This window comes from Flavobacterium pectinovorum (genome assembly GCF_900142715.1).
Classification (GTDB): domain Bacteria; phylum Bacteroidota; class Bacteroidia; order Flavobacteriales; family Flavobacteriaceae; genus Flavobacterium; species Flavobacterium pectinovorum.
Genome location: NZ_FRBX01000001.1, coordinates 1,062,983 through 1,076,546, shown reverse-complemented (window position 1 = coordinate 1,076,546; position 13,564 = coordinate 1,062,983). Strand labels below are relative to the sequence as shown.

The 13,564-nt window shown below is 32.6% G+C and carries 14 protein-coding genes; 4 read left to right on the top strand and 10 right to left on the bottom strand.

Going from position 1 to position 13,564, the window contains the following annotated elements:
- Positions 1 to 187 precede the first annotated feature (187 nt).
- Complete coding sequence (locus tag BUE22_RS04535) at positions 188 to 412, top strand: hypothetical protein (protein ID WP_073393901.1); 225 nt, start codon at positions 188 to 190, stop codon at positions 410 to 412.
- Positions 413 to 693: 281 nt separating this feature from the next.
- Here the strand turns inward: BUE22_RS04535 and BUE22_RS23680 are convergent, their stop codons facing one another.
- From BUE22_RS23680 to BUE22_RS04500, 8 genes are all read right to left on the bottom strand, one after another.
- Positions 694 to 861, bottom strand: a complete 168-nt coding sequence (locus tag BUE22_RS23680) for a hypothetical protein (protein ID WP_158549424.1) — start codon at positions 859 to 861, stop codon at positions 694 to 696.
- 56 nt (positions 862 to 917) lie between these two features.
- Complete coding sequence (locus BUE22_RS04530; RefSeq protein WP_243396807.1) at positions 918 to 1,454, bottom strand: DUF6934 family protein; 537 nt, start codon at positions 1,452 to 1,454, stop codon at positions 918 to 920.
- Between the two features lie 97 nt (positions 1,455 to 1,551).
- Entirely contained in the window at positions 1,552 to 4,431 is a 2,880-nt protein-coding gene (locus BUE22_RS04525) for a type I restriction endonuclease subunit R (protein WP_073393900.1), read from the bottom strand.
- Between the two features lie 29 nt (positions 4,432 to 4,460).
- Positions 4,461 to 4,892, bottom strand: a complete 432-nt coding sequence (locus BUE22_RS04520) for a hypothetical protein (RefSeq protein WP_073393899.1) — start codon at positions 4,890 to 4,892, stop codon at positions 4,461 to 4,463.
- A complete protein-coding gene (locus BUE22_RS04515) occupies positions 4,892 to 5,359 on the bottom strand; it encodes a helix-turn-helix transcriptional regulator (protein ID WP_073393898.1) in 468 nt (155 codons plus the stop codon). Before BUE22_RS04515 ends, BUE22_RS04520 begins: the two co-directional genes overlap by 1 nt.
- Positions 5,352 to 5,867, bottom strand: coding sequence for a hypothetical protein (locus tag BUE22_RS04510; protein ID WP_073393897.1), 516 nt, complete (start codon positions 5,865 to 5,867; stop codon positions 5,352 to 5,354). The genes BUE22_RS04515 and BUE22_RS04510 overlap by 8 nt, the downstream gene beginning before the upstream one ends.
- A 46-nt stretch (positions 5,868 to 5,913) precedes the next feature.
- Positions 5,914 to 7,122 carry a restriction endonuclease subunit S gene (locus tag BUE22_RS04505; protein WP_084540204.1) on the bottom strand — a complete coding sequence of 403 codons (1,209 nt, stop codon included), beginning with the start codon at positions 7,120 to 7,122 and terminating at the stop codon, positions 5,914 to 5,916.
- Entirely contained in the window at positions 7,122 to 8,684 is a 1,563-nt protein-coding gene (locus BUE22_RS04500; protein ID WP_073393896.1) for a type I restriction-modification system subunit M, read from the bottom strand. The genes BUE22_RS04505 and BUE22_RS04500 overlap by 1 nt, the downstream gene beginning before the upstream one ends.
- 227 nt (positions 8,685 to 8,911) lie before the next feature.
- On the opposite strand from BUE22_RS04500, the gene BUE22_RS04495 reads away from it, so the two are divergent.
- From BUE22_RS04495 to BUE22_RS04485, 3 genes are all read left to right on the top strand, one after another.
- On the top strand, positions 8,912 to 9,844 hold the full coding sequence (locus tag BUE22_RS04495) for a restriction endonuclease (RefSeq protein WP_073393895.1): 933 nt from the start codon (positions 8,912 to 8,914) through the stop codon (positions 9,842 to 9,844).
- Positions 9,845 to 10,071: 227 nt separating this feature from the next.
- Positions 10,072 to 10,488: an OsmC family protein gene (locus tag BUE22_RS04490; RefSeq protein ID WP_073393894.1), complete on the top strand. Its 417-nt coding sequence runs from the start codon at positions 10,072 to 10,074 to the stop codon at positions 10,486 to 10,488.
- A 106-nt stretch (positions 10,489 to 10,594) separates the two neighbouring features.
- Positions 10,595 to 11,374 (top strand): alpha/beta hydrolase, encoded by a 780-nt coding sequence (locus tag BUE22_RS04485; RefSeq protein ID WP_073393893.1) that lies wholly within the window; start codon positions 10,595 to 10,597, stop codon positions 11,372 to 11,374.
- A gap of 245 nt (positions 11,375 to 11,619) precedes the next feature.
- Here the strand turns inward: BUE22_RS04485 and BUE22_RS04480 are convergent, their stop codons facing one another.
- Together BUE22_RS04480 and BUE22_RS04475 are read right to left on the bottom strand one after the other, a co-directional pair.
- Positions 11,620 to 12,591, bottom strand: coding sequence for a hydrogen peroxide-inducible genes activator (locus tag BUE22_RS04480; RefSeq protein ID WP_073393892.1), 972 nt, complete (start codon positions 12,589 to 12,591; stop codon positions 11,620 to 11,622).
- Between the two features lie 213 nt (positions 12,592 to 12,804).
- Positions 12,805 to 13,530 carry a siderophore-interacting protein gene (locus BUE22_RS04475; protein ID WP_073393891.1) on the bottom strand — a complete coding sequence of 242 codons (726 nt, stop codon included), beginning with the start codon at positions 13,528 to 13,530 and terminating at the stop codon, positions 12,805 to 12,807.
- Between the last annotated feature and the right edge of the window lie 34 nt (positions 13,531 to 13,564).

Here is a 13,564-nt window from a genome sequence, read left to right as displayed (position 1 = left end):
AATACATTTTGAAGTAAATACTTTATAATGGAATTTAATATCTTAAAATCTATTTAAATCCTGAAAAAATTTAGTGATATTTATCGATAAACAACTAACAACATGTGAATTACATAACTATTCCGGGTTTATATATAAGTCTAGAGGCAACTACTGCTGTACTTTTGGCGTATCTAAACAAACAATCATGGAAAAGTCAATAAAAAATAGCGAAATTCATAAAGTAGATTCATTACACAGCGAAATTTGTGTAGCTTATAACAATGATTTTACCTATCGAAAAGCCTATAAAGGAGATTGGGGTCATTGGGATGATTTGCCTGAAACTTCCTCATTAAACTTAAGTTGTGCTGAAAACGACGGAAATTCTATTGGACAAAACGAAAGTCCAAGTGGAGACACCTACCTATAATGTAATTAAGTCAGTAGTTCATTAAGCCCTGCTTCAGTAGTTTGAAAAAGCTGCTCAGGGTACTGTGTGCGGCTCATGGGTAATATTATTTAACCGCAAAGCCCGCAAAGGCTTTATCTCAGTTTGTGCTTAGCAAACGCAAAAGTTCGCAAAGCTTTGTGTATAAAAACTTTGCGTAATTCTTAGCGGCCTTTGCGGTTAAAAAAACCATCATAAATAAAAACGAGACTATCTCTGAAAAGAAATAATCTCGTTTTTTTATTTTTATAAAGAACAGAAATTTAAATGGGTAATGATTTTAAATTCTGTAACGTTTTTTTAGCCAGTTCAATTTTATCTGTAAACAAATCTCTCCCTTTTATCTCATCTGCTACTTTCGAAATCTTTTTCTTAGTTGCAGTTGACATAGAAATGATTTTTGTGACTTTATCGACTTTTTTATTTTCCATCACTCTCCTATTTAATTGATTATTAATTACAAACGTCAACTATTATACAAAATTATCTATTTTTTTTTATAAACCAGTACCGCGATGTAATTATTTTGCGGAACATACTCAACAAAAGTCTCTTTTTGTTCGTCATATCCAAAAAACAGATACTCTTTTGATAGCGCTGCAAAGTGTTTATTGACAAAATACGTATAGATTCTTATTCTTCGGTTTCTGTTTTTACAAGCTTCATCGCAGTTTTTGAAACACGAAATTCGGCATTCTTCTTCAAACAAGTCTGAACTGTCACTGCCCTGAACATAAATAGGGAATCCCGGATTGTCCTGAAAAAATTTTGGCACTGTATTTAAAACCGTATTAAACACGGTTCGCATATCGCCATTATTACTGCTTTCGTTGTCTGAAATACTTTTGGTTTCAAAATCATAATCGCCAAAACCCAGATTATACATAATCAAACCTGTCTGCGTTTTAAACCCCGAATACTGAACGGCTTTAATGAGCTTTTTTTCGCCATTACTCTCAAAAAGATATTGAACAATAGTACTTTCTATTGATAAATTGGTTTCGTAAATATCTATTTTGTTCAATTGCTTTTTTATGCGAAAATATTAAAATTTTCTTACAGTTTTGAGAATGAAATTTAAAATATAACGAGAATTTCTCGCATTATTTTATTTAAATCTTTTAAGCCATCATTCCTTTAACAAAAACATCTACAAACTCTTTCATTTTTGCAATTATACGATCGCCAATTACTCTTGCCTGCAAAATGCTAGGTCTGTTATCTAAACATTGAAAAACTTCATCCTTTATAGGTTCTCGACCACTGTATATATAAGCATCTATCAAGGATTTGAATTGGGCTTTATCTAAATGTTCTTCTTCGCATAGTTTTCCTAATGCTAAAACTTTTTGATCTTGCCAGAATTTTTCAAACTCATCTTCGATAGAATCACCATCTTTTATGAGAGGCATATTCTCATCAATGAATTTTTGAATTAACTCTCTTTTACTTCTTAATTGAATATCGCCACCTAATAAATCAATTATAGCTTTTCTTTGTGTCGCAGCTGCATTAGGGGTTTTAGTTCCTTTCAATTGTGCTAATAATTTCAGAATATAAGCAACATTGATTTGATCTCTATGAATTAATTCTAATTCAAAATCGATATCGTCAAGTATAGATGTTTTTTGTTTTTGATTGTCTTGTTTTACTTTTTCGTACAAGTCAAGATATTTGCTTTTGTAGTCTTCAAATTCCTGCTCATCAATCAGTAAATCTTCCCAATTAAAATCAGAGTAGGATTGCAACACATTCATGGCTCGCATTAATTTCCTGAAAGCTTGTACAAATTGCGCATCTTCTTCTTCATTTTCTAAATAACTTACGCTTTGAGAAGTTGGTGCAATTTCTCTCAACAGTTTTAATGCTTCATCAAACTTCTCTGCTATCTTTTCATAATCAGGCATAGTAACAACTTCTATTGCATCTTTATTCGAAAATAAAGTAATTGCATCGTCTGTTGCCTTTTTAAGATTTCTGAAGGACAAAATATTTCCCTGCGACTTCTGTTCTCCTAAAATTCTATTTGTTCGTGAGTAAGCTTGTATTAAGCCGTGTTGCTTTAGGTTTTTATCGACATAAAGCGTGTTCACTTTTTTGGCATCAAAACCGGTAAGCATCATATTAACAACAATGACAATATCCAAGCGATCTTGGTCATTGTTGAAATTTTCTTTTTCACGGTTTTTTAATCGTTTACTTATATTCTGGAAATATTTTTCGAATGACGAACTGTCTTTGTTTGTAAAACTCGTGCCAAACATTGCGTTATAATGGCCAATGTATTTTTCGAGTTTGTCTCTTGTATGACTGGATTCATAAAGAGTTCGTGGTTCTGCCAAAACATCAAAATCTACTTCTTCAGCAGGAAGAAAATCTTGTGCTTCGTCTGAATCTTCATTAGTACCGTATGTAAAAATAGTTGCAATACGCAAATCGTGTTCTCCCGCTTCTTTCTTTTGTTGAAAAAGATCATAATACTGAATCACATTATTAATACTACTTACGGCTAAAAGTGCCGAATAATCTCTGCTAAATGTTTTTTGATTGTGATAGGCAATAATGTAATCAACGATTTTATTAATTCTTTTGTGAGAATCTAAAACTTCCTGCTTATCGATATCTTCAACTTCAATATCTATAAAAGTATTGCTCTTGTTTTTGTATTTACCTATATATTCAATTCCAAAACGCAACACATTTTGATCCCGAATTGCATCGGTAATCACATATTTATGCAGACAGTTGCCAAACAAATCCTTAGTGGTTCGTTTTCCTAAATCATTTTTAGAGGCGTTTTCTGCAAATATGGGCGTTCCTGTAAAACCTATTAATTGGCTCTTCTCAAAGAATTTTGTAATGCGTTCGTGCGTTTCCCCAAACTGAGAACGATGGCATTCATCAAAAATAAAAACAATTTTCTTATGTCGTAAAGGCTCAATATTACCTTTGAAACGTTCTGAAACTGCATTGTTTAATTTCTGAATAGTAGTTAATACCAACTTCGTATTATCCGTCAACTGTCTGATCAGCGATTGTGTATTATCAGTAACATCAACACTATCTTTTTTAAAAGCGTTGAACTCGTTCATGGTTTGGTAATCCAGATCTTTCCTGTCAACTACAAAAACAACTTTATAAACGTCTGGCAATTCCATCAAAATTTGGCTTGCTTTAAACGAAGTCAAGGTTTTACCCGAACCTGTAGTGTGCCAAATATAAGCGTTGTCATCAGAATTTTTAACCTGATGAATAATTGCTTCAGTTGCAAAATATTGATAAGGTCGCAACACCATCATTACCTTGTGAGTCTCGTTTATTACGATATAATGTGCTATCATTTTACCCAAATGAACAGGGTTCAGAAAGGCGGAAGTAAACGCGGTTAATTCAGTGATGTTTTTATTATTGGTATCTGCCCAAAAGAAAGTCTGCTTAACAGATTGTAATTTGTTGTTTGCTAAATATTTGGTATTAACACCATTACTTATTACAAACAATTGCACGTATTGAAACAAACCATGATTGCTCCAAAAAGAATGCATTTGGTAGCGATTGATTTGATTGAAAGCTTCTTTGATTTCAATTCCAGAACGTTTCAACTCTATTTGTACCAAAGGCAAACCGTTGACTAAAAGCGTTACATCAAAACGGTTTTTGTAACTTCCCTCTAAACTGATTTGGTGGGTAACCTGGAATAAATTTTGACTGCTGTCTTCAGTATTAAAAAAGCGAACATAAAACGAACTTGCATCTTCCTTAGTCAATTGAAAACGATCACGAAGGGTTTTGGCTTTTTCAAAAACATTGCCTTTGGCTAAATGATTCAAAATGGCATCAAATTCTTTAGCAGAAAAAGTAGTTTCGTTAAAAACTTCGAGTTGGCTTTTTAAATTAGACACCAAAGCGTCTCCATCTTGAATTTTCACAGATGCATAATTTAAACCAACCAATTGCCTGATTAATTTATTTTCTAAAACTGCTTCAGATTGATGGCTCATTTATACAAATAGTTGCTGAAAAATTATTTCTAAATGCTTATTGTAAATTCAGCATCTTTGTCTACTAACTCATTGACATTAATCACAGGAAGAATAAATTTATTAAATTCTGTGCCTTCTGTTTTAGCGTGTAATACCCCTCTTGCAGTTCCTATTGTTAACATTGTTAAATGACCAATAAAACTTTTAGGAAATATAATCAAATCGTTTTTAATAAATGATTTCCAGGAATTAGGATCTATTACAAAATGGCAGCTAACTTGTGTTTTAACAAAAGGTTTTTTTGTTTGATCAAATGTAAAGGTCGCAAAAACACCAATTCTTTTCTCTCCTTCATTAATTTTGAATTCTAATGAAGTAGTAACATTCATTTCTTTTTTTGATGAGTAATTTTCTTCAAATAAAGCAAATTGTTCTGTTTTAATAGCTATTAAAGCAAAACCTGCAGATTCGTTTTCCATTATGCAATTAATTCAAAATAGTTATACTTTTCGGTAACAATATTGTAATCCATTTTAATTTCTTTTTTGCCCAATAAAATTTTATCTTCCTGGCTAAATTTACTTTTTGGAGCAATGTATGTTTGAGTTGCTTTTATAACTAACTCTGAATTACTTTTTTGCTCTACAGTATCGTAATACGAAGCTAAAATTGGAATATCTAAAATGCGTTGAAGCTTAATTTGAGTTTCTAAGGTAAGATTCTCTTGTCCTTTTACAATTTTGGTGATTTGTTGAGGACTTACTCCCATTTCAGCCGCCAATTTTTTCTGAGACCATCTTATTTTTTCTAACTTATCTAATACTTTTAGAGCAATTTTTTGAGATTCTCTCAACATTTCTCTGTTTTTTATTCTGTCTCTATTTTTGGCTACAGTATTGGTTTTTTCCTTAGAAACCAGAGCTAAAAATTTTTCTTTATTATTCATTTTGTTCGTTTATAAGTTCGTAAAAAGAATCTTCATCAACAACTGAGTTTTCTTGTAAATAATCTTTTGCGTTCTTAATTTTTGTTAATTCGTTATTAGAATCGGCATGGTCTTGCATCGCCTGACTCATTTTTATTGCGCCTCCTGTAATTACAAAACAGTTCTCATCAATTTTAACAGCATACAATCGAATACCATTTTTTTTTATTTTTCCTTTTTGTAAAGAAAGTGTTTTTATTCCTCCTTCATTATCAAAAAGAGGTCTGAAATAATATTCTAATGGCTGCTGATTTGTTGTAATTTCATCTAGTAAGTCCTGTATTTCTTCTGCATCCCTTAATCTATCATTTACAAATTTAGTTACATCTGTTATCGCATTACTTATTGCATATTTTCTAAGATAGCTAACATCTGTCCAATTATCCATTAGTCGATCGTATTCATTATCCACTTCTTCATCATAGTGAAAAGAAAATAATGCTGGTGCAAATATATCAACTATTTTCATTTAATCAACTTATAAGTTTACTTTTGTTATTGTTTTTATAAATGCTTTATATAAACATCTGTTGCAACAAACCTTTTTTAAACGTTTGTATTTTGATGATTTGTTTGTTGGTGCTTTCTATTTTGATATCGATGCTTGATAAAAAATTGGCAATTTTTTGTTGTTCTTTTATTGAACTTGTCATTTTTAATAAAAACGCATTCAAATCCTTTTTTTGAATATTTGGTAAACCAGATCCAACTCTCAAGCTCATTATTTCTGATTGATTATATTTTAATAGTTGAAATATAAAATTGTTATCTGTTTTATTAAGGTTTATTATTTCAATAGAATAATTATGACCTCCACTCCAAAATTTACATTTAAAAAAATTTATAAATCCACAAGAATTGCCTCCCTCACTTATAGTTATTGTATTTTCTAGTGTATTAAAGTTATCTGTATAGCCCGAAGGTAATATCCCCCCATTAATGCAGGGATACAATCCAACTTTTGTAAGCTCAATTTTGTTTAGTTGCTTTCCTTTTTTAATATTGGATATTGATCCCAACTTCTTCTCCTCCCAATCCGGATAATCCTCTCCATTCTCATCCTTAAATCGCAATTTACCAGAAAACAATTGTTGCATTACGCCTTTTTTGTATTGTTCTAATAATTCTTTTTTGCGCGAAAGTTGTCTTATTTTTTCATCGACTGCAATTAAAAAAGAAGCTATTTTTTGTTGTTCTGGGAGGGTTGGAAGTAATATTTTTAAAGTTTTTAAATCTTGTAAATCTAATTTTCCTGCACCAATACCTGTACCAGTAACCATATTTAAAATCTTTGATTCAAAAGCTGTAAACCAATTCAAGATAAATTCAGATGTTGAATTATTATCAACTACAATAGATTTAACATCTTGATTAAAAGCAACGTCTTTTGCAACAATTCCGATTGGAATTTTATTAAAAAGCATACTTCCACGAACTAAAATGAGTAAACTTCCTTTTTTTGCTAATTTTGAACCTTTTTTTAATCCTGCATCTGTTATTTTAAGTTCCGAATCTGAATAGATTATCCCTCTCATACTAGATGCGCTAATCCAAGAAATATCACCATTCCAGAATAATGGATTGTCCTTTGGAGGAGTTCCTCCAGATGCCCAATTTGTAATTTCTCCTAAACTTCTCAATCTCCAATCTTTGTCAAACTCCTGAAATCTCAATTTAGGAACAAATAGTTTTCTTTTTTCAATATCTAAAGTTGCTGTACTCATTAAAATGGTCTTTCAATTCCTAATTCAGCACAAAACTCGGCAATAGTATTATCTGTTGTTTTACCTAGAATGGCTAATTCTCTTAATTCATCCGTTATTGCTTTTAAATCTATCGCATCTTCTTCTTCAAAAGTATCTACATATCGAGGAATGTTCAGGTTATAATCGTTGGTTGCAACTTCGCTTAATAATGCAACATGACTATATTTTGGCTCTCCCATACGATTTTGATAAGTACTAATAATTTTATCAATATCTTCTGTACGTAACACGTTTTGGGTTTTGACCTTTTCAAAGTGTTGGCTTGCATCAATAAACAAAATGTCATTAGGATTTTCTCTCTTTTTCTTTAAAACCAAAATACAAGTCGGGATACTCGTTCCGTAAAAAATATTGGCTGGTAAACCAATTACAGCATCGAGGTAATTTTTGTCTTTTATCAAATATTCACGTATATGTCCTTCGGCACCACCACGAAACAAAACGCCATGTGGTAAAACAATTGCCATAGTTCCGTTATCGTCAAGTTGATGAACCATGTGTTGTACAAAAGCAAAATCGGCTTTACTGCCTGGGGCTAGTTTTCCGTAAGCAGAGAAACGTTCGTCGTTCATAAACAAAGGGCTTGCGCTCCAATTCGCAGAAAATGGAGGATTGGCAACAATAGCCTCAAAACGCATATCATAATGTTGTGGGCGCTCTAGCGTATCTTCGTTTTTAATATCAAAACGTTTGTAATGCACATCGTGCATAATCATGTTCATACGACATAAATTGTACGTCGTAGGGTTCATTTCTTGGCCGTAAAAAGCATTTACCGTTTTTACTTCTTTGGCAACACGCAATAATAATGAACCAGAACCACAAGTTGGGTCGTAAACACTCTTCAATTTGTCTTTGCCAACGGTTACCAATTGTGCCAAAACACTGCTTACTTGTTGTGGTGTATAAAACTCACCTGCTTTTTTTCCGGCACCACTAGCAAACTTTCCAATTAGATATTCATAGGCATCACCAAGAACATCACTATCGACATTTTCTAAATCAAAATCAATTTCGTCCAAATGCACAAGTACTTTTACAATCAATTCATTTTTATCAGATTCTGATTTCCCTAGTTTATGAGAAGTTAAATCCAAGTCAGAAAATAGGTTTCCAAAATCTTCTTCACTTTCAGTACCCATTGTACTTTGCTCGATATGAGTAAGCACTTTTGCTAAATCGCCAAGAATAAAATTGTTTTTCCCGCCAGCGTTTCCTCTTCGTGCCAATTCAGAAAACAATTCAGATGGTTCTAAGAAAAAGCCAAGTTTGTCAATCGCCAATGATTTTAATTCCTGCTTCAATAAAGCTTCATCAGCATGTCCATCTATTTCCTGAAAAGTCAAACCGTCTGGTTTCAATATTTCATTAGCATACAAATCCATTTTTGTACTCAGGTATTTGTAGAAAATAAAACCTAATATGTAATCCCTGAAATCATCGGCATCCATTTTCCCACGAAGTGTGTTAGCGATATTCCAGAGTTGTTGTTCTAATTTTTGTTTTTGTTCGGCTGCCATTAAGCAATTATTATTTTGAATTTATTATGAGTGCTAAAGTATTGAATATATACCGAAGACTAAAGAGGAAAACCATAAAGTCAATAAAAATATATACTAATTGCATTATTTTAGTAAATTTTGAGGCGAATAATTTCAAAAACAAATTTCATATAATCATAGGAAAAAACATGATAATTATTAAAATTTGATTTACTTTGACGCAGTAACTAAATCATATCCAAATAATGTCAGTACCCGATTTTCAAACCATAATGCTACCATTTTTACAAAACTTAAACGATGGAAATAAACAATCTATGAATCAGGTTATGGAGAATTTAGCAAGCTACTTCAAATTAACTCCTGAAGATTTAGCTTTACAGGTTCCTAGCGGAAAAATGGGGTTATTCCGAAATCGTGTAGGGTGGTCGAGAAGTTATTTGAAAAATGCTGGATTAGTTCATTACCCTGAACGTGGTGTATATCAAATAACTCCGGTGGGATTGGATTTTCTAAAAACAAATCCTAAAAAATTAAGAATGCAGGAATTATTGCAATTCCCTATGTATAATGAATGGAGATCTACTTTTAACTCAAATACAGGTTCACAAGGATTAGAAAGTGAATCAACTAAAATTGAGGAAGAAGAACTAACCCCACAAGAAAGACTTACTAAGACAATTGATGCAATTAATCAACAATTAGCATCCGATATATTAGATGCCTTAAAAGGAAATACTTTTCAATATTTTGAAAAATTTGTAGTTCAATTGCTTCAATCAATGGGATATGGTGGTTTTAGAAAAGATTCCGGAATGGTAACAGGTGCAAGTGGTGATAATGGAATTGATGGTGTAATTCTGCAAGATGTACTTGGTTTAGAATCAGTTGGCATTCAAGCAAAGCGATATACTGGAAATAACGCAGGTTCCGGAGATATAAGAAACTTTATTGGTTCGCTAGCTATTAAAGGTTTTAGTAAAGGTGTTTTTCTAACAACTTCTTCATTTTCTCCAGATGCAATAAAAACTGCATCAGAAAGCAAACAACACAAGATAATCCTTATTGATGGTAAAAAATTAGCCAATTTAGCTATTGAATTTAATGTTGGTGTCCAAATTGATGAAACCATTCAATTAAAAAGAATTGATATGGATTTTTTTGATGAGATAAATTAGAAATTCTATTCTCAAAATATTTTAGCGCAAACTCAATTGAGTTTGCGCTTTTTTTTTATTCTATAAATTATAAGTTTCATATCCTTTAAATTCAACCATTATAAATATTTTTAATAACCATGAAAAATTATTAATTTGATTTATAAACACCTTCCCCATACCTTTGCTTCATCAAAATCAAATAACTGATTTGAAATAATTAAAAACAACTTTAAAAAATAGAAATCATGAAATTTACAAGAAGAGCAAACGCAAACTGGAAAGGTACAGGAATGGAAGGAAAAGGAACCATTAGTACACAAAGTACAACGCTTAACGAAGCACAATTATCTTTTAAAACCCGTTTTGAGCAAGGTGTAGGTACAAATCCTGAAGAATTAATCGCAGCAGCACATTCTGGCTGTTTTACCATGCAATTAAGCTTTTTACTTTCTGAAGCCGGTTTTGTTCCGGAAGATTTAGATACTGTAGCAAAAGTTACTTTCGAAGACGGAACTATTACTTTAATTCAATTAGAACTGACCGGAAAAGTACCTGGAATTTCTGCAGAAGATTTTCAGCAAACTGCTCAAAAAGCAAAAGAAATTTGTCCAATCTCAAAATTGTTGAATACTGAAATTAGCTTATCTGTTACTTTAAACTAAATTCCAATATTTTATCCCGAGACTTCGGGACCAAATTCCAATTTAAAAATCAATTATCAATAATAATTTCAGACAATCTAAAATCTGAAATCTAAAATCTAAAATTATGAAAACACAATTGAATCGTTATTTCATGTTCGCCGCTTTGATCTTAAGTTTATTATTTACAACTGTAAATGTTAATGCACAGGCTAAAAATGCTGCGCCACAAATTAAAAACGTAGTATTGGTTCACGGGGCTTTTGCAGACGGTTCGGGATACAGAGCACTTTACGAAGTTTTGACTAAAAAAGGATACAATGTTACTATCGTTCAAAATCCGTTGAGCTCTTTGGAAGATGATGTTGCTGCAACAAACTTAGCGCTTGACAAACAAGACGGACCAACTGTTTTGGTTGGACATTCTTGGGGTGGAACTGTAATTACTGAAGCCGGAAATCACCCAAAAGTAGCCGCATTGGTTTACATCGCAGCTTTACAGCCTGATAACGGAGAAACTACTGTACAATGGCTTCAAACTGCGCCTCCTGCTCCAGAAAATGGTGTATTGCCTGTAGACGAAAAAGGAATCGTATATTACGATAAAGCGAAATATCATGCGGGTTTTGCTGCTGATATCAGCAAAGAACAAGCTGAATTTATGTATGCTTCGCAAGGTGCTTTTCACGCAAAAGGTTTCCTTACACCTGTTACAAAAGCAGCCTGGAGAGACAAACCTTCTTACGGAATTGTTGCTACAGAAGACAAAAGCATCAACCCTGATATCGAACGTGCGATGTACAAACGTTCTAACACAAAAATTACAGAGATAAAAGGAAGTCACGTGGTTTTTATGTCACAACCGGTAAAAGTAGCTAATGTGATTATTGAGGCTTCTAGAAATTAAATTCCAATCTTTTTAAATTCCAAATTCCAAACTAGGAGTTTTAAATTGAGATTATTGTTACCTAAAATCTTTGTCAAAGTTTTAAACTTTGACAAAGATGCCTAAAATGTGCAATAGGATAAATTCCAAAATAAAAATTCCAAATTCCAATCGCAACAGATTTGGAATTTGGAATTTTTGTATTTGTAATTTCTTTTTAAAAATTGGAATTTGGAATTTTATCCAGACACCTCGGGATTGGAATTTCATGAAAATTTGCTGACTTCTTTCACAAAATAAGGCGAGTCGTTCCAACGAATTTTTCGATAAGCGAAATCTTTTTTGAGGGAATCCGGAAGGCAATTCCAAATGGCTTCGTTCATTTTTTCTAAGAGTAATTTCTTTGAGAACGAATCTGAAACTACCAAACTGATTTCCCTTACCGGAATTGGTTCTTTAAAGGGTTTAAAAAGTCCGCTTGCCGATTCATTCATAACCGAAAGCTGTGGAATTATAGCAAAACCCAATTGTGCGCGAACGAGATTTTTTAAGGTTTCGATCGAACTGATGTCGTATGTAAACTGTTCTTTTATTTTGTCTGAATTTTTTAATCCGCAAATGTCTAAAAGCTGTGCGTTGTAGCAGAATTCGTGATGAAGCAACAATAATTCAGTTTTATCTCCGGGCTGTAATTCATAAAAATCATTGTTTGCCATTGGATGGGTTTCATTCAAATAGGCCACAAAAGGCTCTTTAAAAATAGGATGTTCTATTAAATTCGTATTTCCTGTAGGCGTTGCCATAATTGCGACATCAATGGCACCGGTTTCTAAATCTTTCATCAATTGTCCCGTATTCGATTCCCGAATGATAAAACGTACTTTTGGCGTCGCTTCTCTCATCGCATTAATAAACAACGGAATCAGATACGGCGATAATGTGGAAATAATACCAAGTTTTAATTCTCCTTCCAACAGATTTTTTTCATTGACCACAAAATCCCGAATTTCATCGGCTTCACGGAGAATCTTTTTGGCTTTATTGATTATTTCAATTCCCAGTAACGTTGGCGTAAGCGGTACTTTATTGCGATCAAAAATCTTGATTCCGATTTCTTCTTCGAGATTTTTTAACTGAATCGTAAGTCCGGGTTGTGTTACCATGCAGACTTCGGCGGCTCTTGCAAAATGGCGTTCTTCGTCTAAGGCTACGATATATTTTAATTGCTGAATGGTCATTGCTTATAATTTTATTTTATAAAGATAAGTAAATATCAATTTAAATTATAACATTGAAGGTTTTTACCGCAAAGGCACAAAGGTTTTACGCTAAGTCCGCTAAGTTTTTTTTAAGCTGGTGCGAAATAGGCTCGCAAAGTCGCAAGGGCGCAAAGTTTATTTTCTTTATGTACTTTGTGTAAACCCTTTGTGCCTTTACGGTTAAAAAATCAATTAAAGCCCAACCTTCCCTTCTGCCCAATACGGCTGAGTATAAATATTTTTGTTGGAAACACCTTTTTCTCTTAATGCTTTTCTAAAAGCCTGAATTGATTTCGCATTTCCCAACAAATAAAATTGACCGTCTTTCCATAAGTTCCAAATTTCAGTGTCTAAATTGTGAAGCGATTGTATGGCAAATTCTGCTTTGTTTACTGATTTTTGCACGATGTCTGTAATGAGTCCTAATTTTTTCGGTACTTCTGTCGATTCAGGATCTAATTCTAAAATACCCAAATAGTTATTTTCAGAGCGGTTAATTTCATCTTTCATACTATTAAAAACACTCATACAGGTTTCATCCCCAAAAAAGAAATGATATTTAGCCGCTGCATTAAAAACAGTAAAACCTCTCGGCAAACCAACCGTTATCTGGTCATTTGGTTGTAAGTTTTTAATGCATTCACTTCCCGGACCATTGTTATGAATATGAAAAATCACTTCGAAAGTTCCTGCTTTGCTATTCCATTTGCTTGGCGTGTAATTTCGGTAATTGGTTTCATCTATTCTGATGACTATTGCTTGCCCGATTTTAAATTTTACATGAGGAAAAACACCTTTGAATGTGATTATTTTTATATTAGGACCTGGCATTTCTATTGTAGTAACTTTTACTTTGCAAATTTTATTGCTAAAAGCTACTTCCATAAAATCACCAATAATTTTGGGCATAGAATTCATAATTTTTATGTTTTAAATTTCAATTCAAAATTGA